The 22895-nt window shown below is 65.4% G+C and carries 15 protein-coding genes and 2 pseudogenes; 9 read left to right on the top strand and 8 right to left on the bottom strand.

The window, feature by feature from the left end; genetic code table 11:
• Positions 1–5: 5 nt before the first annotated feature.
• Together AC3ITW_RS11900 and AC3ITW_RS11895 are read left to right on the top strand one after the other, a co-directional pair.
• Entirely contained in the window at positions 6–431 is a 426-nt protein-coding gene (locus tag AC3ITW_RS11900) for a VOC family protein (RefSeq protein WP_006368453.1), read from the top strand.
• Positions 428–658, top strand: coding sequence for a hypothetical protein (locus tag AC3ITW_RS11895; RefSeq protein WP_100434690.1), 231 nt, complete (start codon positions 428–430; stop codon positions 656–658). Before AC3ITW_RS11900 ends, AC3ITW_RS11895 begins: the two co-directional genes overlap by 4 nt.
• 7 nt (positions 659–665) lie before the next feature.
• Here the strand turns inward: AC3ITW_RS11895 and AC3ITW_RS11890 are convergent, their stop codons facing one another.
• Positions 666–1361: an HAD family hydrolase gene (locus tag AC3ITW_RS11890; RefSeq protein ID WP_100434689.1), complete on the bottom strand. Its 696-nt coding sequence runs from the start codon at positions 1359–1361 to the stop codon at positions 666–668.
• A gap of 111 nt (positions 1362–1472) precedes the next feature.
• Positions 1473–2213 carry a DNA/RNA non-specific endonuclease gene (locus AC3ITW_RS11885; RefSeq protein ID WP_006368435.1) on the bottom strand — a complete coding sequence of 247 codons (741 nt, stop codon included), beginning with the start codon at positions 2211–2213 and terminating at the stop codon, positions 1473–1475.
• Positions 2214–2735: 522 nt separating this feature from the next.
• Between AC3ITW_RS11885 and AC3ITW_RS11880 the strand changes: the two genes are divergently transcribed.
• The 6 genes and pseudogenes from AC3ITW_RS11880 to AC3ITW_RS11855 all read left to right on the top strand — a co-directional run bounded on the left by AC3ITW_RS11880 (position 2736) and on the right by AC3ITW_RS11855 (position 11716).
• Positions 2736–6095 (top strand): S8 family serine peptidase, encoded by a 3360-nt coding sequence (locus AC3ITW_RS11880; protein WP_489389524.1) that lies wholly within the window; start codon positions 2736–2738, stop codon positions 6093–6095.
• Between the two features lie 83 nt (positions 6096–6178).
• Positions 6179–6739, top strand: a pseudogene (locus AC3ITW_RS11875) (YadA-like family protein); the annotation flags it as partial.
• A 453-nt stretch (positions 6740–7192) separates the two neighbouring features.
• Positions 7193–7432, top strand: a pseudogene (locus AC3ITW_RS11870) (YadA-like family protein); the annotation flags it as partial.
• A 155-nt stretch (positions 7433–7587) separates the two neighbouring features.
• Entirely contained in the window at positions 7588–9162 is a 1575-nt protein-coding gene (locus AC3ITW_RS11865; RefSeq protein ID WP_100434686.1) for a S15 peptidase family protein, read from the top strand.
• 87 nt (positions 9163–9249) lie between these two features.
• Complete coding sequence (locus tag AC3ITW_RS11860; RefSeq protein WP_100434685.1) at positions 9250–10701, top strand: S41 family peptidase; 1452 nt, start codon at positions 9250–9252, stop codon at positions 10699–10701.
• A 154-nt stretch (positions 10702–10855) separates the two neighbouring features.
• Positions 10856–11716, top strand: a complete 861-nt coding sequence (locus AC3ITW_RS11855; protein WP_238378251.1) for a retropepsin-like aspartic protease — start codon at positions 10856–10858, stop codon at positions 11714–11716.
• A 17-nt stretch (positions 11717–11733) separates the two neighbouring features.
• Here the strand turns inward: AC3ITW_RS11855 and AC3ITW_RS11850 are convergent, their stop codons facing one another.
• Genes AC3ITW_RS11850 through AC3ITW_RS11825 form a run of 6 tightly spaced genes read right to left on the bottom strand, consistent with a single transcriptional unit; the run spans position 11734 to position 19685 of the window.
• Positions 11734–12753, bottom strand: a complete 1020-nt coding sequence (locus tag AC3ITW_RS11850) for a sugar kinase (protein ID WP_032970406.1) — start codon at positions 12751–12753, stop codon at positions 11734–11736.
• Between the two features lie 10 nt (positions 12754–12763).
• Positions 12764–13951 carry a GDSL-type esterase/lipase family protein gene (locus tag AC3ITW_RS11845; RefSeq protein ID WP_006368425.1) on the bottom strand — a complete coding sequence of 396 codons (1188 nt, stop codon included), beginning with the start codon at positions 13949–13951 and terminating at the stop codon, positions 12764–12766.
• 21 nt (positions 13952–13972) lie between these two features.
• Positions 13973–14725 (bottom strand): SDR family NAD(P)-dependent oxidoreductase, encoded by a 753-nt coding sequence (locus tag AC3ITW_RS11840; protein WP_100434683.1) that lies wholly within the window; start codon positions 14723–14725, stop codon positions 13973–13975.
• A 60-nt stretch (positions 14726–14785) separates the two neighbouring features.
• Positions 14786–16090: an MFS transporter gene (locus tag AC3ITW_RS11835; RefSeq protein WP_100434682.1), complete on the bottom strand. Its 1305-nt coding sequence runs from the start codon at positions 16088–16090 to the stop codon at positions 14786–14788.
• Positions 16087–18321 (bottom strand): oligoalginate lyase, encoded by a 2235-nt coding sequence (locus AC3ITW_RS11830; protein WP_489389523.1) that lies wholly within the window; start codon positions 18319–18321, stop codon positions 16087–16089. Before AC3ITW_RS11830 ends, AC3ITW_RS11835 begins: the two co-directional genes overlap by 4 nt.
• Entirely contained in the window at positions 18318–19685 is a 1368-nt protein-coding gene (locus tag AC3ITW_RS11825) for a polysaccharide lyase 6 family protein (protein WP_238378250.1), read from the bottom strand. Before AC3ITW_RS11825 ends, AC3ITW_RS11830 begins: the two co-directional genes overlap by 4 nt.
• A 313-nt stretch (positions 19686–19998) precedes the next feature.
• Between AC3ITW_RS11825 and AC3ITW_RS11820 the strand changes: the two genes are divergently transcribed.
• Complete coding sequence (locus AC3ITW_RS11820; protein WP_100434786.1) at positions 19999–22890, top strand: TonB-dependent receptor; 2892 nt, start codon at positions 19999–20001, stop codon at positions 22888–22890.
• Positions 22891–22895 lie beyond the last annotated feature (5 nt).

Raw genomic sequence — 22895 nt, 5'->3', positions numbered from 1 at the left:
GTCCCATGACAAACACTGTGAACACGGTCGGCCTATATGTGCGCGACCAAGATGAAGCGCTTGCGTTCTACGTCGACACGCTTGGCTTTGAGGTGCATACCGACGTACGCAATGGCAGCTATCGCTGGCTTACCGTACGCAGCCCCGGCCAGGACGGTTTCCAGCTGGGTCTGTTCGTGCCAGGCCCGCCCACCCATGACGCGGCTACGGCTCTGGCGCTGCAGCAGCTGGTGGCCAAGGGCGCGATGCCACCGCTGGTGCTGGCGGTGGAGAACTGCCGGGCGCGCCATGTGGAATGGCTGGCCAAGGGCGTTGAGTTCACCCAGGAACCGATCGAACGCTATGGTGCGGTGGATGCGGGATTCCGTGATCCATCCGGCAATGGCTGGAAAATGATCGAAGCGCGGTCCGAGGCGAGGCGCCAGCAATGAATCGCGGCCACTGGGCACGGCCTGTGCACCGCTGGACATCGATTGTGTTCACACTGGCCGTGGTCGCCAATTTCGTGGCGCGCGCGATGGGGCAGGGCGAGCCATCGGCGTGGATTACCTATGCGCCACTGCCACCCTTGTTCCTGCAGCTGTTGACCGGCCTGTATCTGTTTGCCCTGCATTACGCAGGCATGCGCCGCAGCGCCTCGCTGGGCGCTGCGGGCTGAGAGCGGATCAGGCGACTGCGTCGACCGCATGGGCGGCAAGCAGGGCGGGCAGGTCTTCCATGCGCTGGAAGATCACCTGCGCGCCCGCGGCACGCAGGGCCTCCGGCGTACTGTGGTGCGGACCGCCTTCGCTGAAACCGAATACGGTAGCGCCAGCGGCCACACCGGCCGTTGCGCCGGTCACGGTGTCTTCGATCACCGCGCAACGCTTCGGGTCCACGCCCAGCGCAACGGCTGCGGCCAGATAGACATCCGGATGCGGTTTGGTGTGCGGCATGTCCTGGCCGCTGAACACGTGGGCACCGAAGGCATCGAGGATGCCAACCTTGCCCAGTTGCAGCTTCACCTTGTGCAGGTCCGCACCGGACGCGCAGGCGATCCTCCCGCCGGTGGCGGCGGCGATCGCACGCACGGCCTCGGGCGCACCCTGGATCGCAACCAGGTCGCGTTCCAATGCCCGGTTGCGCTGCTGGCGGAACTCTTCCAGCCATTCTTCGGTGAACGGCTTGCCGGTGCGCTCTTCGATCAGCCCGGCCAGATGGGCCACGGACTGGCCGAGGAAGACTTCACCCGCCTGCGCAGGGGTGAGTGCCCAGCCGCGCTCGGTCAGCATCTCCGAGAGCACGCGGGCTACCAGCGGCTCGGAATCGACCAGTACGCCATCGCAGTCGAACAGCACGGCATCGAAGGGGAAACGGGACATCTACAACTCCTGGGGCAGTGCAGCGGGGCAATCACCCGTCATTTTCCCACAGCCGCGCAAGCGGGGCACCCGTGGCCATGCCGGGCGCCCCGCACCCCTGCATCAGGATGCTCAGCCGAGATCGCAGCCAGCCGGCTGCGGCCACGTGGTGGCCGGCAGCATGTTCTTGAGCGAAGCCGGTGCGTTGATCGCCACGTAGCTGGTACCGAGCAGCTCTTCCAGGTCGGCGATGGTCACCAGATAGTTGTCCAGGCTGCCGAGGTTGGCTTCATTGGGGATGATCCAGCTGATTGCCTTTGCGGTGCCGGTGTTGGGGTCTCGGGTGATGATCGTTTTCCAGAAGAACTCCGGCGTGGGAATACCGTGGCTGGCAAGGAAGTAATCGTTGGACGCGTCGCCGTAGACCACGCCGCCGTAGACATCCACCGGCGCGATGTCGCGGTAGCACTCGGCCACGTTCTCGGCCTTCACCCAGATGCCCTGGTTGAAGCTGGATACTTGCGGGGCGATGTTGCTCATGTAGTTGGCGCGACGGATGTAGGTCGCGTTGTAGTCCATGTGATTGGAGGTCACCAGATGGCCGCGGTCATAGCCGCTGCGGATGCTGGCATACGACGCGGTGCTGTTCTGGCCGAGGCAGCCGGCCGGCAGGTCCGGGTCTTTGTAGAAGCTGGACGGGCGCGCGGCGGAGCCGGTGTCGGCGGTGAGCGTGTACTCGTAGCGGGTGGCGCTGTGGATGCTGCAGTCGTAGGTGAGCACGAAGCCGCCCTTGTTGAGGGTGACGACCTGGGCCTGGGCAGCGCCGGCGAAGGCACTGAGGACGAACGCGAAGAAGAAACCTGCAAGGCGCATTGCGATTCTCCAGCAGAGGATTCAGGACGCAGCCGTCCGCCACGACCGGGCCTGAGCGAGGTCACGTGAGGACACTGCGGAGTCGGGTAGTGCGGAATGCGTGGGGCGTAACCGCGATGACAGGGCCGCGGAGGCCGTGCGGTGTCGTAAGCGTCACAAGCTGTCGCCTTTCGGTCAACGACGAAAGGGCGAAGCTGTGACCGCGCGCAAGCACTGGACCTGTGTCAGATTTCGTGGCGCGTGGATGAAACGCGCGCGTGCTAGGGCATTTCAGTAGTGCAGCGCTGCACTGCTGCTCATGGCATCCCCCATACCGGTGCGTATCGAATGGGTGTCATCGCCGTGTCATCAAAAACTGTGCACTACGTCAAATTTTAAGGTAGTGTCGATTCCGCTACCGGGGGGTAGCGGGGTGCATGGCGTCGGGGACTACGCGCCGCACCTGCAATTGAAGCACCAGACATCACAGCGCCGGCGCTGACGCCGGCGTGCATCTCGGGCTTTCAATGGAAGGGGTATTCGATGCGCAATGCATGGATCAAACGAAACAAGTGGATCGCACTGGGCCTGGTCGCAGGGGCGGCATTGGCTGCGGCGGCGGTGAGCGTAGGCGGCATGGCTACGTCCACGCCGTCAAAGACGGGCAATCCCTCGCTGGATGCGCGCGCCGGTGGTCCTGCTGCGCCCGCTGCCGCCGGGCCAGGAAGCGGTCTGGGCGAGCTCTCGCACCGCTACATCGTGGTGTACCGCGAAGAGCCATTGGCCACCTACAAGGGTGACATCCAGGGTCTTCCCGCACCGGAACGCAAGCGTCCCTCCGCCAGTGCCGCGCGCGCCGCGGCAGCCACCGGTAGCGTTGCCACCGACCGTATCGCGGTGCAGGGTGCCCGATCACGTGACTACGTACGGTTCCTGGCTGACCGCCAGAGCCAGCACGAAGCGCGCATCAGCTCGGCACTCGGCCGCAGCGTGAAGGTGGAGCGCCGCATGCAGCACGCGATCAATGCATCGGTGCTGCAGATGAATCCGCAGGAAGCCGAGCGCGTGCGTGCATTGCCGGACGTGCAGCTGGTGGAGGAGTACCGCGAGTATGAGCAGGATACCGACGTCGGACCGGGCCTGATCGGCGCGTCGGCACTGTGGAGTGCCTCGCCCACGCCATTCCGTGGCGAGGGCATCGTCATCGGCGTCATCGATTCGGGTATCAATTTCGGTAGTCCTGCGTTCACTGCCCGCGCCGAAGATGGCTACGAGCACATCAACCCGCTGGGCGCGGGCAATTACCTGGGCACCTGTGCGCCTGGTGGTGCCGATGAGGGCCGCTGCAACAGCAAGCTGATCGGCGGCTACGACTTTGTCTGCACCGCACCGGGTAATCAGTGCGGCGCGGCCGATGTCCGCGAGGAACCCGGTTTCGGCGATACCAACGGTCATGGCAGCCACACCGCGTCGACCGCGGCTGGCAATCCGCACATGGCGTCGTATCGCGGCAACCAGATCCATATTTCCGGTGTTGCGCCGCGCGCCAACATCATTGCCTACGACACCTGCTACACCGAGATTTCCACAGGCCGCGGCCTGTGCCCGAATACGTCGACACTGGCGGCGGTGAACCAGGCGCTGGCCGATGGCGTGGTCGATGTCATCAACTACTCCATTGCCGGCGGCACTGCGCCCTGGGGCGAAGCGGTGTCGCTGGCGTTTCTCAACGCGTCGGACGCAGGCATCTACGTCGCGACCTCGGCCGGCAACTCCGGTCCGGGCCCGAACACGATGGGCCATCTGGAACCGTGGACCGGCAGCACCGCCGCCGCCACCCATGGCCGTGGTGACATCGAACTGTACGCGGCGGTCAGTGGCCCGGGCAGCGTGCCGCCCGCACTGGGCGTCATCCTGCTGACCGAAGGTTCGGGCGGCGTGCCGTTCAGCACGCCGATTGCAGCGACCACGCCGCTGCGGGTCAGTGCCGGCATCGACAGCGCCAACGATGGTTGTGCGGCCTTCCCGGCCAACACCTTCCAGGGTGCGATTGCGGTGATCCGTCGCGGCTCGTGCAACTTCAGCGACAAGGTCAACAATGCCGCCGCCGCGGGTGCGATCGCGGTACTGATCGGCAACAACCAGCCGACGCCGATCCTGCCGAATGTTGCCGGGGCCACGATTCCGGCCTTCGCCATCGATCAGGCCGATGCCGACGCGTTGAGGACCTTCGCCAGCAGCGTCGGCAACACCGCCACCGCTGGCATCGCCTATCCGGCGACCAAGGTCAGCAACACGCCGGACGTACTGGGCGATTTCAGCTCGCGTGGTCCCGCCGGCATATTCGATCTGGTGAAGCCGGACGTCACTGCGCCGGGCGTGCGCGTGCTCGCCGTGGTCGCTGGCAATGAAGTGACCGGCTCGGAAAATGCCGTTGGCCTGATGGATGGAACCTCGATGGCATCGCCGCACCATGCCGGCGCCGCGGCCCTGTTGCGCCAGGCCCGTCCAGGCTGGACCGTGCAGGAAGTACGTTCGGCATTGATGATGACCGCACGCCAGGAAGTGCTGAAGGAAGACGGCGTGACTCCGGCCGATGCGTTTGCGATGGGTGCCGGTCGTATCCAGGTCGACCAGGCGCTGCGCGCGGGGTTGGTGCTGAACGAAACCAAGGCCAACTTCCTCGCCGCCGATCCGGGCAACGGTGGCAACGTGGCTTCGCTCAACATCGCCAGCATGGGCAAGCGCACCTGCACCGACAGTTGCAGCTTCACCCGCGTGTTCCGCAACGTGCTGCCAACCCGGCAGACCTGGACGGCGAAGGTGCAGGGCCTGACTGCCGTTGTCTCGCCGTCGGTCTTCACCCTTGCGCCGGGCGAGAGCAAGGCGGTGCGGGTGATCGTTACCACCGGATCGGTACCCAACGATGGCAGCTGGCGCTTCGCCAGGCTGACTCTGGCACCGCAGGGCGGCGATACCAGCCAGCCGCTGCTGCGCTTGCCGATTGCGGTTTCGGTACCGCCGCCGCAGATCGCAGCGACGCCGCCGTCGAACACGCTGAGCCTGCCGGCCGGTGGCAACGGCCTGTTGAACCTGCAGATCGCCAACACGGGTGGCTCGCCGCTGGAATGGCAGATCGACAACACCGGCGTGGGTACGCGCACCCTGGTCGCACAGGCACCGAACAATGCCAACGGCCGCCGCTCCACGCGTTTCACCGACGCTGCCACGGTCGGCGCACGCGCGCAGCTGTCTGCAGATGACTTCACCCTCGGCGAGGCAACCGGCATCAGGCGCATCGTCGCCGATGGTTTCGTCAACGGTGGCAGCCTGGCCACTTCGACCAACATCAACTGGTCGATCTACCGCGATGTCGCCGGCAATCCGGAAGGCAATCCGGAATCCAGCCCGCAACTGGCGGTGTGGTCATACACCTCATCGGCAATCGGTGTTGGTGTAAGCGCGTCCGGCTTTGCCAGCATCAACCTGGACCTGGCGGCGGCGGGACAGAACGTGAACCTGGCGGCAGGGCGCTACTGGCTGGTGGTTTCGGTACGTGCGCCGCTGGCAACCAGCTGGTTCTGGTTCAATGCCACCAGCGGCGACAACGTCTACCGAAGCGCGATCATCAACCCTGATGGCAGCGGTGCGTGGTCGGCCACCAGTGGTGCACCTGGCCTGGCGTTCGGCCTCGGCGGCAGCAATTCCTGCGGTGCCACCTGGATCGGCGCACCGACCCGTGCCCTGGGCCGCATCGTGGCCGGTGGCAACCAGGCCACGCAGGTATCGATCAGCGCCGCCGGGCTTGCACCCGGCAGCTACTCCGGCTTCGTCTGCGTGGGCAGCAACGACCCGATCACGCCGAAGACCGCCGTACGCGTGGCGTTGACCGTGACGCCGTAGGGCGACGCGGGCACCCGGACCGGCCCTGCGCAGGGGCCGGCCCGGATCCAACTGTTTCCGGCGCTGGCCGGGAACCTTCCTTGATGGACCTTGGGGGTACCGTGAAGACGATGCACAAGCACATCCTTGCCGTGGCGCTGGCCATGGCAACCGCGCCGGCGTGGGCCGGCGATACCTGCCAGCTGGACGATGGTTTCGGCGGCGTGTCCAACGGCGGCGCCAGTGCCGGTGGTGCCGCCTCGATGGCCTGCGGCAATGGTGCCGATGCCAGCCGCGATCTCTCGGCCGCTGTGGGTACCGGTGCCAGTGCCAGCGGCACCGGAAGCACCGCCATCGGCGCTGCCAGCAGTGCCTCGGGCAACCAGAGCGCTGCAGTGGGCGTAGGCGCATCGGCCACGGGTGCCAACAGCAGTGCGATCGGCGACAGTTCGACCGCCAGCGGAGACTTCAGCAGCGCCAGCGGCTCGGGCAGCTCCGCCACCGGCTCGTTCGCCACGGCATCGGGTGCCGGCAGCAATGCCACCGGCGAGAACAGCACGGCCGTGGGCAGCCTGTCCGAAGCCAGCGGCGCCAACAGCAGCGCCGTTGGCAACGGCGCGGTGGCCACCGCCAACGACAGCGTCGCACTCGGTAATGGATCAGTGGCTGACCGTGCCAATTCCGTATCCGTTGGCAGTGCCGGCAACGAACGCCAGTTGACCAACGTTGCTGCCGCCACCCAGGGCACCGATGCGGTCAACCTCAACCAGATGAACACCGCCAACGCGAGTACGCTGTCGTCGGCCAACAGCTATGCCGATGCGCGCGCCACCGCCACGGTCAATTCGGTCAACGCGTATACCGATGCGAGCAGCGCGGCAACGCTCTCTTCAGCCAATGGCTACGCAGATACGAAGGCTGCAGCTGCGGTGACCACCTCCAAGGCCTACACGGACGCCAGCAGCGCCAGCACGCTTTCATCGGCCAACACCTACACCGATACCAAGTCCGCGCAGGCGGTAACCACTGCCAATGCCTACACCGATCAGCGCCTGGCCCAGTTCTCGCTGGACAACAACGGCCTGCGGCAGGAGATGGAGCGTCGCCTGCGCCACCAGGACCAGCGCATCGACCGCATGGGTGCGATGAGTTCGGCGATGTTGAACATGGCCATCAACGCCGCTGGTTCGCAGAGTCCGCGCGGCCGCATCGCCGTCGGCGCCGGCTTCCAGGGCGGTGAGCAGGCGCTGTCGGTCGGTTACGGCAAGCGCATCGGCGAGCGCGCCTCGTTCTCCCTGGGCGGTGCCTTCAGCAACGGCGAGAAGTCGGCCGGCATGGGCTTCGGCGTGGATCTGTAAGCGCACGGTCGGGCAGGGGGCAGGTATCGCCCCCTGTTCAGCCTGCAACCGCGCGCAACGTGCCGCGAACGTCATGTTGCGTCGCAAGGTGTCAGCCACCATTCGCACTGGTACGGTCCGACCCGTTGCACCACCAACGACGGGGACAGACGACGATGCGCAAGATATTGCTGCTGTTGATCCTGCTGACAGGGCTGGCGCCCACCGCCTGGGCGGCCACGGTCAAGACTACCCACCGCACCATTCCCAGCTGGGATGGAACGCCTCTCGGGGCCTTCGTCATCGAACCGCAGGACGCGGGCAGCGGCCGCTATCCGCTGCTGGTGATGCCCAGCAGCTGGGCAGTTCCGAGCGTGGAATATGTGGGCGTGGCACAGTCATTGGCGCGACGTGGCTACGTGGTCATCAGCTACAGTTCGCGCGGCTTCTGGGAATCGGGCGGCGCCATCGACATTGCCGGACCGGCCACGGTCGAAGATGTCAGCGCCCTGATCGACTGGGCGCTGGACAACACCCAGGCTGATCCGGCGCGGATCGGCGTCTCCGGCATCTCCTACGGCGCCGGCACCAGCCTGCTGGCAGCGGCGCGCGACCCGCGGATCAAGGCGGTAGCGGCCCTGAGCGGTTGGGCCGACCTGCAGGCTTCGCTGTACAGCAACGAGACCCCCAGCGCACAGGGCATCGCCCTGCTGGTGGCGGCCGGGCTGGCCACGGGGCGCCCAGGTGCGGAGCTGGCCACGATCAACCGCAGCGTGCTGCTCGGCAACTACCAGGGTGCGGTGGATTCGCTGTTGCCGGTTGCGGCTCAGCGCAGCCCCGGCGCCAGCATCGAAGAGATCAACGCAAACCAGCCAGCCATTTTCCTGGCCAACGCGTTCAACGACAGCCTGTTCCCGCCGGGCCAGCTGGTGGATTTCTTCAATCGCCTGAAGGGGCCCAAGCAGCTGCAGCTGCGCCACGGTGACCACGCACTCAACGAGGCCTTCGGTGCGCTGGGTGTTCCCAATGAGGTCTATGACCAGGTGGGGGCGTGGTTCGATCACTACCTGAAAGGCACGGCCAATGGGATCGAGCGCCAGGCGGCGGTGCAGCTGAAGTCGCAGAAGGGCAGCTGGAGCCGCTATCCGGACTGGCAGGCCACCAACAGTGGCGCCGTCAGCTACGGGCTGACCGCACCGGGCGGGCTGCTGCTGCCCACCGGTGGCCTGGCAGAGAACGGGCGTACCACGGGCTGGAACTATCGCATCGGCAGTGGTCTGCTGACGGCCGCCAACTCCGGCATCGTGATGGCGTCTGGCGCGCTGCAGATGATCAATCTGCCACCGGGGGCCTACGTGCCGTTCGTGGGACGCAATGCCGCCGGTGTCTGGCAGGGGCCGATCTACTGGAGCGCACGGCGCCTGGATGGTGCCCCCGAAGTGCGCGTGACCGTCACCCCCAGCCGCGCCAACACCACGCTGTATGCGTACCTGTACGCGGAAGATGTGCTGGGCAATGGCCAGCTGATCAGCCACAAGCCCTACACGCTACGCGGTGCCACGCCGGGCCAGCCGAAGACGCTCGACCTGCGCCTGGAGGCGAGCAGCTGGAACATTCCGGCCGGCAGCCGCCTGACCCTGGTGGTCGATACGGTGGATCTGCGCTATGCGGGCATCAGCCAGCTCGGTGGTGCGGTGACCTTCAGTTCGCCGGCCAATGCACCTTCGGTACTGAAGGTGCCGTTGCATTGATGGGGTGGTGCGCCCGTTGCGGCGGGCTCGGCACAGCAGGCCGGAAAGCTGCCAGACTGCAGATTGATCCAGGGCAGGGTTGAATCGATGACGATCACGGGGCTGCTGATGGGTGCGCTGCTTGCCGCTCCGGGCGCGCAGGATGCACCGACCGACTGGTCGGCCACACTGATGAAGGATCTGGATGCCGTCGACGCGGCCATGCGCGGCAGTCATCCAGGCATGGTTGACCGGCAGAATCCCGGTTTCGTTGCACAGCTGGACGATGCGTTGGCGCTTGCACGCTCACGTACGGGCCGTGTCGGCAGTTTCGCCGGGTACTGGTGGGCGATGAAGGGCTATGCGGCGGCGTTCAATGATGGCCATGTCAGCCTCAATGCACTTGCCGGTGCGCCCGAGCTGCCGACACGTTGGCCCGGCTTCCTGACCGGCTTCGACGGCGACAGGCAGGTGGTCATGACCGTGGAGGGTGGCCCGGGCCATCCGCCACTGGGCGCGCGATTGCTGTCGTGTGATGGCATTGATGCACAGACACTGGCTGCACGCCGGGTGGGTGACTTCAGCGGGCGCTGGAATCTGCAGGCCAGCCGCATCCTGACCGGCGGCGAAGTGATGCTGGACCAGGGCAATCCGTTCGTGACTACGCTGCACTCCTGCATTTTCGGAGCGGGTGGGCATGAGAAGGCCTATGCGCTGCAGTGGAAGCCGCTTGACCTGGAAACCCGCAAGCAGCGCCTGGCCGACACCCGCCGCAGTTTCCGCCCGGCCAATGATTGGCACACGATGCCCGATGACGGTTACTGGATCACTACCAGCAGCTTCAACGCCGACCCGACCGAGCAGAACTTCAGGGAACTGACCGGCCTGCTTGAGCAGCTTTCGCTGAAAACCGAAGCGCTTCAGCAGGCGCCGCTGGTGGTGCTCGACGTACGTGGCAACAGTGGCGGTGCTTCGCAATGGAGCATTGAACTGGCACGATTGATCTGGGGGCGTACCGCCGTGGATGCGCTGCCTGACCACAGCTGGGTCGAATGGCGGACGTCCGATGCCAACATCGCCCAGCTCCGCGGGTTCCTGCAGAAGTTGAAGCAGGCGCCCGACGCATCGCCCGAGCTGCTGCGCATGCTGGAAACCGTGACGGCGGGAATGACACAGGCGGCTGAGAGAGGGGAGGCGCTGTGGCATGACCCTTCCAGCATCCCGGCGGGTGAGGCATCGAAGCCGGTCCGTGCCGGATCAACGCGCAGCGGCAGGGTGGTGGTGCTGGCCGACGCCTCCTGTGGCTCGGCCTGCCTGGATGCACTGGACCTGTGGAAGCAGCTGGGTGCAGAGCAGGTAGGCGTGGAGACCTCGGCCGACAGCCTTTACATGGATGTACGGCCGGAACGGTTGCCCAGCGGGCTGGCCAGGATCTCGGTGCCGATGAAGGTTTTTCGGGGACGGGTGCGTGGTTCGAATCAACCGCATGTTCCCCATCGCCGGTATGAGGGCGACATGAGAGACACTGCGGCACTGGAAGCATGGATATCGGGCAAATGATCCGGGCCTGGCGGCTCGGCAATCAATTGCACCAGAGCGTTAAACCTTTTCATCGGCATCTGCATCCAAGTCGCGATGAGCACAGCGCCCGCTGCGCCACGCTTTGGGAAGGAGCCTTTCAATGCATGCAATTCCTCGCGCAGCATTCCGATGCATGGTGATGATCCTGCTGGGGCCGCTCACGGCCAGCGCTGCGGTCACCGAGATCCCCTTCGAGCTGGGCAAAGACCATCGGATCTACGTCGAAGGCGCAATCAACGGTTCGCGCCCGCTTCGCCTCCTCGTCGATACCGGCGCATCGGCGCTGGCGGTTGCCAGGCACGTTCAACAGGATGCAAAGCTGGTCATTGACGACCAGAGCGAGAATACCGGCTCCGACGGAGTGACGTTTCTCGACTACAGCACGCATAACTCCGTCCAGATCGGCGCCATGCGGCGACCGATGGGAGCCGTAGTGATCGACTACCAGGGGAGACCCTTCGATGCGGTGCTGGGCTGGACCTTCTTCCTGGGAAGGGTTCTGGAGATCGACTACGACCGCAGCGTGCTGCGCGTGCATGACGATCTACCCGAACTCGTCGGGTATGTCAGGGCCAACGTGCGCTGGATCGACAATACCCCGGCCATCCAGGTCGCGCTCAGCAACGGCAGTCGTACCTTCATGCCTTGGCTTGCACTGGACACGGGCAGCAATGGCAGCATCGATCTGGCCTATGCATTCGGTGCTACCCATGATCTGCAGGCGGCGTTCCCGGAGCGGTTGGGAACATCACAGTTCAGCGGCAGCGCGGGCCGCAAGATCCGGGCGGTGGACGTGCGCGTGCCTGTGGCGACCATTTCAAGCCTGCAGCTGAAAGATGCCAAGGCCTCGATCACCCTTGATGACGATGGCTCCGGCGGTGAAGGAATCCTTGGCAGTGAGGCGCTGCAGCAGTTCAATCTCCTGCTCGATACCCGCACCGGCAGCGTCTACCTTCGGCTCAATCAGGGCACTGCGGCGCGGACTGCAGAGTAATCGGGCAACCGGTCCGATCAGCGCCGGACGTCGAACTGCTCGCTCTCCAGCAGCGCCCAGACTTCGGCCTCGCGCACGGGACTGAAGTCCCCGGGAATGGAGTGCTTCAATGTGCCTGCGGCCAGACCGAAACGGACGGTGCTCTCTGCATCAAACCCGGACACCAAGCCATGCAGGATGCCGGCCGCAAATGCATCGCCGCCACCAATCCGGTCAACGATGCCGGGCAGTGGTCGCGATGGTGCCTGTGCGCGGGTGCCGTCGCGCCCGAGCAGCAGCGCACCCAGTACGTGATGATCGGCGCTGACCAGCTCGCGCTGGGTACAGGCCAGCCACTGCAGTTGCGGGAAGCTGGCGAAGGCGGCAGCTGCGGCGGCTTCAACGCGGGCAACCACATCGTCCTGGGCAAAGCGCAGCCCAAGCACCAGTTCGATATCGCGATGATCGGCAAAGATGATATCCGCTTCGGCGAACAGCTCCCGCAGGATGGCGGCAGCGTTGCCACCCCAGCGTTGCCAGAGCGAAGGGCGGTAGTTGCCGTCGAAAGACACACGCACGCCTGCCTTGCGTGCGGCCCGTGCAGCGCTCAATACGGATTCTGCAACATTGGCGCCCAGGGCCGGACTGACGCCGGAAAGGTGCAGCCACTGCGTATCACGCAGCAGTGTCGGCCAGTCATGATCGGCAAGGGTACCGTTGGCGAATGCCGAACCCGCCCGGTCATAGACCACCTCACTGGCGCGCTGCAGTGCGCCGGTGGCCAGGAAATATAGGCCCATGCGGTCGCGGTCGACTTCGCGCACACCTGCCACGCCCACGCCATGCCGTCGCAGCTCGGCCACCGCATGCCGGCCCAGCGCGTTGCCGGGTACCGCACTGACCATCTGCACATCGTGGCCGAGACAGGCCAGTGAGACAGCTACATTGGCCTCGGCGCCCCCCACGTGGACCTGCAGCTGCGGTGTCTGCAGCAGCAGTTCACGACCGGGTGCGCCCAGGCGCAGCAGCAATTCACCGAAACAAACGACGCGGCTCATCGGTTCTCTCTCACTCGGTAGGGGTGCAGCCCAGCATGCGCAGATCGATGGCATCGGCCATGCGCCGGTAGCCCTCGTCATTGGGGTGCAGGTGGTCGCGGGTGATGTCGGCCGGCAGTGATTCGGGCGACTTCGTATCGCGCATTGCGGCATCGAAATCGATGATGCCATCGAACCCGGTCTTCCCGCCGCGTGCCCACTGGTTGATCGCGTTCCGGGTCGCTGCGGAGACCGGCTCATAGCGCTCGGAGCCGCCGAATGGCGTCAACGTACCCAACCAGGCGCGGATGCCATGTGCCTGCAATCGCGTCGCCGCCTGCTGGTAACCCAGCAGCATGTCTGCCACAGTGCGGCCCGGCACCGGCTGCGCACCGCCGCCATGGCGGATATCGTTGATGCCTTCGAACAGGATTACCTGGTCGGCGTCGGCCACCGCGATCACATCGCGGTCCAAACGTGACAGGGCGCTGTGGCTGCGGCCATGGTCGAGCAGTTTGTTGCCGCTGATGCCCTGGTTGAGCACCACGAAGCGGTCCGGGCAGGCCTGCTGCAGGCGCTGCGCCAGGCGCTCCGGCCACTGGTTGAAGGTGCCACGGCGGGCGGTGGCGCCTTCGGTGATGGAATCGCCGAGTGCCACGATCACCTGCGGGCGTTCGGCACGCTGTACGAGCACCGCGGAGAACACGTTCTGCTGGTAGCTCAGGCGCACGCTGTCGGCGACCGATGTCTGCCTGCCGTCCGCTACCCGCACCTCGGTGCGGCGCACCGCCGGGCGGGTCGGCTGCGGAAAGTAGGCGGTCACGCTGATCTCCTGCAGCGGCGCCACCGGCACCCGTACCGGGTCGCTCAGCAGCGCGGTACCCACCGGCACCTCGATGACCGCGCGGCCATCCACCGTTACCGGCAGAGGAGCGGACTTGCCGTTCTTCACTCCTACGCGCAGGTCCTCGACCCGTAACGGCGCAGTGCCGAGTTCGTTGCTGATGCGCAGCCGCAACGCGTCGCCACGGCTGCCGATCCGCATGTCCTGGCGCACGGTCTGCGCGGCGAACTGTACCGGTGCCTCGGGCATTCCGTCCTTGCGGTCGGGTGCCGGTGACGCGGTCCATGCGGTGACCCAGACCGGCGCCGCCCATGCGGCGGGGGCGGTCATGGCGGAACAGAGTGTCAATGAAAGTAGAAGTGTCCAGCGCTGCATGGGCAGGAGTCCGGTCAGGTATCAGGAGAAGTAGGTGCCGCCGTTGACGTCCAGATTCGCGCCGGTGATGAACGCCGCCGCATCCGAGGCCAGGAACACCGCAGCGTCGGCGGCTTCGTCCGGCGCCCCCTGACGGCGCAACGGAGTGGCGCCGGCAACGGCCGTGCGTACTTCCGGCTTGGTGAATTCGTCGTGGAAGCGGGTGGCGATCATGCCGCAGCACAGCGCGTTCACGCGGATGCCCTTCGGTCCCAGCTCCTTGGCCATGGCGCGGGTGAAGGTCATCACCGCCGCCTTGGCGGTGGCGTAGATCGATGCACCTGGGCCGCCGCCATCACGGCCTGCCTGCGAGGCGAAGTTGACGATGGCTGCGCCTTCGCGCATGTGCGGCACCACCGCGTGGGTGGTCAGGTAGGTCGAGGTCAGATTCAGGTCCATGACCGTGTGGAAGAACGCCGGGTCGATCTCGGCCAGCGGCCGGCGCTGCACCATGCCACCGGCCACGTTCACCAGCAGGTCGATGCGCTCGCCGAACGCGGCCTGTGCCGCAGCGACCAGGCCGGCGACGGCCGTGGCGTCGGTGACGTCGGCGCGATGCACGATGGCCTGGCCACCGGCCGCATGGATCCGTGCCAGCGTTTCCTGGGCACTGGCCTCGTCATTGGCGTAGTTGATGCAGACGCGTGCACCGGCGGCAGCCAGCTTGATCGAAACGGCGCGACCGATATCGCGGCCACCGCCGGTGACAATGGCCACCTTGTCCTGGAACGACATGTGGGAAACTCCTTGGTTTGCGGGGGAATGGATGTACTTGGAAGAGAAGGAGACCCAAGCTCAGCCGCCGCGACGGTCGAGCTTGTGGATCGGCCCGGTCCACCACCACAGCGCAGCCAGCGACAGCGGCACCAGCGCGGCAACGAGGATGAAGATCGGGGCGTAGGAGTGGCGGGTCAGCACCGGCACCAGCCAGGTGGTGATCAAGGTGCCGGCGACCGCCGCCAGGCCACCCAGACCTGCCAACGTGCCCACCGAACGGCCGTCGAACAGGTCGCCGGGCAGGGTCTGGATGTTGCCGATGGCTACCTGGAAGCCGAACAGCACGGCGGCAATCGCCAGCACGGCCAGCAGTGGCTGGTTGGCCAGCACAGCACCCAGCAGGGCAGGGGCCATGATCACGCAGCCCAGGGTGATGGCCAGCTTGCGGGCGCGGTCCACGCTGTGTCCGGTGCGGATCATGCGACCCGACAGCCAGCCGCCACTGAGGCTGCCCAGCATCGCGCCGACGAAGGGTACCCAGGCGAACAGTCCAATCTGCTTGATATCGAAGCCGAAAGTTTCAGCCAGGTAGATCGGCAGCCAGGACACGAACAGCCACCAGATAGGATCCAGCAGGAAGCGGCAGGCGAGCATGCCCCAGCTCTGGCGATGGGCCAGCAGCTCGCGAACGCCGGCCTTCGGCGCCGCCTCTGTCTGTTGCCCGGCCTGGTCTTCCATGATCAGGCGGCGTTCGGCATCGCTCACCCACGGGTGCTTGTCCGGGCCGGCGCGGTAGACGAACAGCCACGGCAGCAGCCACAGGAAGCCGATGGCACCAACCAGCACGAAGGTGCCGCGCCAGCCCAGCCACAGATACAGGCCGGCGATGGCCGGTGCGGAAATGATCGCGCCGACCGATGCGCCGGCATTGAACACGCCCTGGGCCAACGCACGCTCGCGCGCCGGGAACCATTCGGCATTGGCCTTGACCGCGCCTGGCCATGCGCCTGCCTCGCTGATGCCCAGCATCGCGCGCACCAGGCTGAAGGACAGGATGGAGTGGGTGACCGCATGCAGCGCGATGGAGATCGACCACACGCTGATCGACAGCGCGAAACCCAGCCGCGTGCCGATCATGTCGAACAGGCGCCCGAACAGGAACTGGCCGGCGGCGTAGAACAGCATGAACACCGTTACCAGCAGGGCATAGTCGTCCTTGGTCGCGCCCACTTCCTTGGCGATCTCCGGCCACATCACCGCCAGCGCATTGCGGTCGATGTAGTTGATGACCGTAGCGACGGCGATCAGGCCCACGATCAACCAGCGCACTGCTGAACGCACCGGCACCTTGCGCAGGTTGGCCACCACGGCAGGGCCGTTCACTTTCCGTCACTCTTGCTGCGGTCCATGCGTGCATGGCTGCCGCTCCAGCGGTAGGCATGGCCGTCCACGGTCACGCTGTGCTCGCCCTTGGCGCTGCTGTCGTCAGCCACGCCGAGGGCGATGCGTTCACCGCTTGCCAGGCGCAGCTCGATCACCTCGGCATCGCTGCCGCGGGTGCGCACGATGTCCTTGATGCGGCTGTCGGCGCCGTGCACGTACTCGGCAGTGCCGTTGTACTCGCCATGCGGCTCCAGCACGCTGAAGAACGTGACGTCCTTCTGGCCGTCCACGCGTTGCAGCAGGGCCGGTTCACGGCGCAGGTTGAATTCCGGATCGTTGGCACCGCTTTCCACCAGCAGTGCCTGCGCAGGCGCACTGCTGCCGAAGCGGTAGGTGTAGAAGCGACCATCCAGCAGCCAGGCCAGCGAGCGCGGTTCGCTGCCAGGCTTGCTGCGCGCATCCAGCCACAGATGCTGGTAGCCGTTGTCCCTGCCCAGCACCGGGCGCTGGCTGGTGAAGTGTTCGGTCTCGAAACCTGTGGTGACGATGTGGCCGTTGAAATGCAGCGGCAGGTCGTAGCGCGCAGCCTTCTCGCCGTGTACCTGCAGCAGGTCCAGCACCACCGGCAGGCCCAGCCCGGGGTGGCGCAGCAGCGCCTGGGTGCGGGTGAAAACTACGCCGGGGTAGGCGTCGCGCATCGTCGCCGAGGCAATCTGGGTATCGGCATCGGCCTGGAAGAAACGCACCTGCGGGGCATGTTCCTCGCCGCGCTTCCAGTCGCCCTTGAAATGGCTCTGTTCGTCCACCACCAGGGTGTTGTGGGCCACGGTCTGTTTGGCCCAGCTGCGGTTCTCGGCCAGGTAGATGCCACCGCGCTTGGCTTCCACGTTGAGGAAGCGGGCGGCGCCGTAGTCGGTCACCACAGGGTTGCCGTTGTCGTAGAACAGCCAGTTGAGCTTGTCGAAGTGGCCATGGCCCATGCCCTGCATCGTGTCCTTCTGCACCAGCGCCTGGCCGCGTTCGCCGTTCATGCGCAGGATCGCCAGGCCGCCGCGATCGCCGTCGGGCCCGTCGCGCAGCAGCATCGGTCGATAGTCGAAGGGCTTGGCCTTGTTGGCGGCCAGTGCCTGCGCCACCTGCAGGCCTTCGGGCGACAACAGCAGGCGTTTCTGCTGCTGAGCCACCGACAGCAGGCGGTCATCACCGGTGCGTGCGTAAGCAATGCCGATGCCAGCCACCAGCTCCTCGGTATCGATGCCTTTGTCGAGGATGGCGTCGTTGATCGGGAAGAACAGGCCGCCGTAGCTGGTCTGCACCAATACGTCCACTGCCTTCAGCAGTACGCCATCGCGACGCTGGAAGATCTTCCGCTGAGGCTCGTTGCGCTCGATGGCGTTGGCGAACAGCAGGAAAGGCGCCAACGCATAGCGCTGGTAGTAGGGGCCTTCCTCGTAATAGCCATCGGGCGAGAACAGCAGGTCGATCTGGCGCAGGAAGCCGAACTGGTCGTTCTTCTGGCTGCCACGCAGGGATTTCTCCACCAGCTCCGGGTCGCGCAGCACGTAGCCGGTCATGCCGGTCGCAGCTACCGCCCAGGTTGCATGGTTGTGGATCTGGTCGTAGTTCTTCGGTTCGCTCACCAGGAACTCCGCCATCGGCCGCAACACCTTCGATTCGATGGTGTTGCGGTCCTCGGCAGACAGCGCATCACGGATCGCGTCATAGCCTTGGATGGCGTTGACCAGCCACACCGAATCGTTCAGTACCTGCCAGAACACGCGGCCGGGAATCTGCCCGCGGCCTTCCGGATGCGGCCCAAGCGTGGGGTAGAGCTTGGCGTACTGCAGCAGCATGTCACGCGCGTAATCAGCATAAGCCTTGTCGCCGGTCAGCCGGTACAGCGTGCCGGCCGCCAGCAGTGCCTGGTAGTTGCGCTTGTGCTGTTCATGGGTGCGGCCGCCGCCTTTGTCCTTGGGCACCGGCACGTCGATACCTGCCTTCATCATCTTCTGCAGGGTCTTCTGCGTGCGTGCCTGTTCCTTGGCAAACCACGGGTAACGGCTACCTTCGCTGGCCATCTGCTGCCATTGCGTGGCAGTCACCAGCACTGGTTCGGTATCGGCCTGGCGAGTGGCTGCGGCGGGTGCCGCCAGCAGCGGCGCTGCGGGAAGCAGGGCGAACGGAACGGCCAGGGCCAGGACCAGGGAAACGGACAGCGGTTGCAACCTCATCGATCGACTCCGGTGCTGGTGCGTGACAGGGCAACCTCGCCCACCTTGGGATACCAGTCCACGCCGGTTGCTGTGCGCGCCGTCATCGCCAGGCCGGGATCGGCGCCGACAGTGGGCAGGGCGGGCGCAGGTACCCACAACTCATTGGCGGACTGCTGCAGGGTGACCGCACGGCCTTCGATACCGCCGGGGAACACCGGGCTGGCCTGCGGCGACTGCAGGTTGCCGCTGAAGCTGATGCCGGCCAGCGAACTGGCGGCATCGGGCGGGTTCCTGCTGGTGCGGTTGACGATCAGGTTGCCGGTGAAGCGACTGTTGCTCGCGGCCACCACGATGCCCTTGGCCTCGTCATGGCCCACGCCGAAACTGATCTTCGCCACATCCACGAAGGTATTGCGGCTGATCGTGGCATTCACCACCGGCGCATAGCCGGACAGCGGCGGATCGGCCTGCGCGTCCATCACCGCCAGCGCGGAACGGTTGCTGGAGCCGGCCAGTCGTTCGAAGTAGTTGTTGCTGACGGTCTGGTCGGCATTGATGATGCGCACGCCACCGGTGCCGGCCTTGTCATCGCCGAGGAAGACATTGTCGATCACCCGGTTGCCGTTGCCATGGCGCAGCGTGAGCGCGCCGGCCGAGCGGTAGAACACGTTGCCACGGTAGGTGTTGCCACCCGACTTGTTGCTGACGATTTCGGTTTCGCCGTCGCATCCCTCGAACCAGTTGTTCTCCACGGTGCTGTTGGAGTCGCTCAGTGAGCTATCACTGGTGCCGACGCGTATCGTTTCGCCACCGTTGACGCCCAGTGCCGGGCGCGGCCCGAACCAGTTGTGATCGATACGGTGCTGGTTGTCCAGGCCCTGGGTGGCATCGCGCACCACCACCACGGTGGGGCCGGCATTGGTCTTGCCGCGCAGCTGGCTGTGGTCGAGGCGGTTGTGGCTGCCATAGAAGGAAACCCAGTAGTCCTGGTCGCTGGCATCGGGGTTGGTGTAGTCGTCGATCACCAGGCCGGTGACGCGGCTGCTGCTGGCGACCGCCTTGCTGGATTCGCGGAACGCCACCACCGCGTCGCCGGGTGCGTAGCCGTTGCGGAACACCAGATTGGACACCTGCAGGTAGCTACCCGCCAGGCGCAGGTCCGAGCGTCCGCTGAGGACGACCTTGCCGGCCGTCTGCGCGCGCAACACGATCGGCGCGGCTGCCGTGCCCTGGCCCTTCAGCAGCAACCGGGCGTCGGTCCAGATGCCGTCAGCCAACACGATCTCATCACCGGGCTGCAGCGCCGAGGCGGCCGTAGCGAACTCAGCGACATCGTGGACGAGCCAGCTGGCTGCACTTGCCGCTGAAGTGGTCAGGCACATTGCTAGACCAGTGGCCAGGCAAAACAGTGATGAATTATTGAGTGGGTGTCGCACGAGCCAGCGAATGCGCATGAAATCCTTCCAGAGGCGGCCGTGCCGTCGTTTCAGAGTGGGCTTGCATACCACTTCGGCGTCCTTTGTAAGCCAGCTTTGGCGCAAAGTCATGCTGCACAAGCACATTAAATGGCGGACAAGTGGTATGAAACAAAGGCATTTGAACAATTGCATACCAGTTGGTTGACATTTTCATGTCGCCGTGCCGAAGCTGCATCCCACGCCTGCCGTGCAGGCGATCCTTTGGGAGGAGGAAACCATGCGGCGACCCGCCGGAGCAGTGCACAGCATCTCGTTGTCCCCCACACCGCTGATCGTGGCGCTGCTCGCCGCATTGGCGGGCATACCCACTGCCCAGGCGCAGTCCGGCAAGGACGGGGCGGGGCAGGATCCCACCACGCTGGACCAGGTGCAGGTCACCGGCATCCGCGAGTCCATGCAGAGTTCGATCAACAAGAAGCGCGACGACACCGTCATTGCCGACGTACTCTCGGCCGACGACATCGGCGACCTGCCGGCGCCGTCGCTGGCCGATGCCATCGAGACCCTGACCGGTGCCGCCTCGACCCGCGACAAGACCGGTGCCTCGGAGATCTCGATCCGTGGCCTGGGCGCCTTCCTCAGCAGCACCAACTTCAACGGTCGCGAGATCACCAACGGCAGTGGCGACCGCTCGGTCAACTTCAACATGTTCCCGGCCGAGCTGATCAACACGGTGGCCATCTACAAGACCCAGCGCGCCGACATCATCGAAGGTGGCGTGGCCGGCACCATCGGCCTGGAGACGGTACGGCCATTGGAGTACGGCAAGCGCTCGGCGCAGATCGATATGCGTGGCAGCTGGGCCGAGTATGACAAGAAGTACCGCGACGACGACGGCATCGGCTACCGCGGCACCGCCAGCTACATCGACCAGTTCGAGTTCGGCAATGGGCAGAAGCTGGGTATATCGCTGGGCTTCCAGCGCCTGGAAGGTTCCGATCCGGAAGAGAGCATCACCAGCGGTTCCACCTGGTATGCCTGCGATGGCACGCAGAACGTGGCCAATGCCAACTGTGGCGAAGTCAGTGCACAGGCCATCGCCAACGGTGCGCCGTATTACCTGGTGCCGAGCAGCCGCATCTACCGGCTCAAGCAGGAGCGCAACGACCGACAGAGCGAGTTCGCCGCACTGCAGTGGCGGCCCAATGACGTGGTCGAATTGAATGTCGACTTCGAACACACCCAGCGCAACTGGTACGAGAACCGCAGTGACCTGAGCCTGTCCAATGCGCGCCGCGGCATTACTCAGCGCGAGGTGGACGACGAGGGTATCGTGCGCCACCTGCATGGCAGCACTTCGATCGATTCCACCTCCAACCGCTATTGGCGCGGTGAGGAATACACCGGTGGTGGCCTGAATCTGATCCTGCGGCCAAGCGCGGCGTGGGAACTGTCCACCGATCTTTCCTACTCGCACACCAATCGTCTCGACAGCGAGCGCATGACCCGGCTGCGCGCGAACCAGCGCGACGTCAACAACGCCATCGTGCCCGGCATCAGCAGTGGCGCCACCGGGTACGTGGACTACGACTGGGACTGGCATGGCGAAGTGCCCAGTGTTGCCCTGGCGCCGAACTTCGACCCCAACAACTGGGACGCCTACACCGGCGCGGCGCGCGTCACCTCCAGCGCAACGGAGAACGATCACAAGATCAGGGCCGGCCGCTTCGATGCCAGCTTCATGCCGGAGTCGGGCTTCTTCACCCGCATCAAGGGCGGCGTGCGCGCCAGCCAGGCCGACTACCGCCTGCGAGACAACACCCTGGTGACCGACTACGACCAGCGCGTGTCGGCCGACAAGGCGAAGATCATCGCCGCCAACCAGGCCTGCCGCGCGCCGTTCCCGCAGGATGACTTCATGGATGCCGCCAGCGGCAACACGATTTCGTCCTGGGCGTACTTCGATCCGAACTGCCTGTACCAGTCGTTCCGTGGCAGCCTGGACAGCGGCCTCGATCCGGGCTTCCAGGATCCGAACAATGTCGATATCACCGAGAAGACCCGCGCGCTCTACCTGATGGGCGAGTTCAGCAGCTCGTTGTTCGGGCTGCCGGTGACCGGCAATCTGGGCCTGCGCTGGGTGAAGACCGATGTGCGTTCCGAAGGAGTGCGTACCGGCCTGCGCATTGAAGACAACGGAGACGGCACGATCCGCCTGCAGCCTACCGGCGACTACAGCACCCAGGTGTTCAAGGCGGGCAACGACAAGCTGCTGCCCAGCCTGAACGCCGCGTTCGAGCTGCGGCCGGATGTCCTGCTGCGGGTCGGCGCCTACCGCGCGATGTCCCGTCCGGACATTTCGGCACTGGGAGCGGGGCGCACCATCAACGTCAGCAGTGACGCCACCTATGGCAACCTCGCCGATGCGCTGGATGACATCAGCGCCAGTGGCAACCCGGCCGCACAGCCCCTGATGTCCTGGAACGGAGACCTGTCGCTGGAGTGGTACCCGAACCCGGACACCCTGCTGGCCGGTGCGGTGTACTGGAAACAGTTCAACGGCGGCACCGCCACGGCGCTGGTGCCGGAGACCTACACCATCGATGGACAGAGCGTGACCGTGCCGGTGCGGCAGCAGGTGACCACCGACGAAGACAGCACGCTGACCGGCTTCGAGCTGAGCGCTACCCATCGACTGTCGTACCTGCCCAAGCCGTTCGACGGGCTGGGCTTCAAGGTCAGCTACAACTACGCCGATGCCGACTACCAGACCCAGGATTCGCGGCTGGGCGAGCAGCTGGCCAGTGATGGCACGATCATTCCGGCCATCGTGCCACCGGCGGGTCTGAGCGGTTTCTCGCGGCACGTGCTGTCCGGTTCGATCTACTGGGACGTTGGGCGCTTCAACATCCAGGCCATCGGCAAATTCCGCTCGCACTATTACCAGGACTTCACTGGCAATACCGCTCAGCAGAACCGCTACTACGACGACAACACCAGCGTCGACCTGCGCCTGCGCTACCGGGTAAGCAAGCAGTTGTCGCTGTCGCTGGAACTGATGAACCTGACCAACGAGCCGCGCGTGGCCTACCAGCCGCTTTATGGGAACTTCCGCGAAGTGGTGACCTACGGGCGGCGTGCGTATTTCGGTGTACGATACAAGTTCTGAACAGG

This window comes from Stenotrophomonas sp. KH_052, from assembly GCF_057838755.1.
This window is presented reverse-complemented; position numbering and strand designations above follow the sequence as displayed.

Bases quoted from the DNA above. Each gene is read 5' to 3' on its own strand.
- AC3ITW_RS11885 (WP_006368435.1), bottom strand. From the start codon at position 2,213: ATGCGCCTTGCAGGTTTCTTCTTCGCGTTCGTCCTCAGTGCCTTCGCC.
- AC3ITW_RS11820 (WP_100434786.1), top strand. From the start codon at position 19,999: ATGCGGCGACCCGCCGGAGCAGTGCACAGCATCTCGTTGTCCCCCACA.
- AC3ITW_RS11900 (WP_006368453.1), top strand. From the start codon at position 6: ATGACAAACACTGTGAACACGGTCGGCCTATATGTGCGCGACCAAGAT.
- AC3ITW_RS11860 (WP_100434685.1), top strand. From the start codon at position 9,250: ATGACGATCACGGGGCTGCTGATGGGTGCGCTGCTTGCCGCTCCGGGC.
- AC3ITW_RS11890 (WP_100434689.1), bottom strand. From the start codon at position 1,361: ATGTCCCGTTTCCCCTTCGATGCCGTGCTGTTCGACTGCGATGGCGTA.
- AC3ITW_RS11825 (WP_238378250.1), bottom strand. From the start codon at position 19,685: ATGTGCCTGACCACTTCAGCGGCAAGTGCAGCCAGCTGGCTCGTCCAC.
- AC3ITW_RS11880 (WP_489389524.1), top strand. From the start codon at position 2,736: ATGCGCAATGCATGGATCAAACGAAACAAGTGGATCGCACTGGGCCTG.
- AC3ITW_RS11895 (WP_100434690.1), top strand. From the start codon at position 428: ATGAATCGCGGCCACTGGGCACGGCCTGTGCACCGCTGGACATCGATT.
- AC3ITW_RS11855 (WP_238378251.1), top strand. From the start codon at position 10,856: ATGGTGATGATCCTGCTGGGGCCGCTCACGGCCAGCGCTGCGGTCACC.
- AC3ITW_RS11845 (WP_006368425.1), bottom strand. From the start codon at position 13,951: ATGCAGCGCTGGACACTTCTACTTTCATTGACACTCTGTTCCGCCATG.
- AC3ITW_RS11830 (WP_489389523.1), bottom strand. From the start codon at position 18,321: ATGAGGTTGCAACCGCTGTCCGTTTCCCTGGTCCTGGCCCTGGCCGTT.
- AC3ITW_RS11850 (WP_032970406.1), bottom strand. From the start codon at position 12,753: ATGAGCCGCGTCGTTTGTTTCGGTGAATTGCTGCTGCGCCTGGGCGCA.
- AC3ITW_RS11840 (WP_100434683.1), bottom strand. From the start codon at position 14,725: ATGTCGTTCCAGGACAAGGTGGCCATTGTCACCGGCGGTGGCCGCGAT.
- AC3ITW_RS11865 (WP_100434686.1), top strand. From the start codon at position 7,588: ATGCGCAAGATATTGCTGCTGTTGATCCTGCTGACAGGGCTGGCGCCC.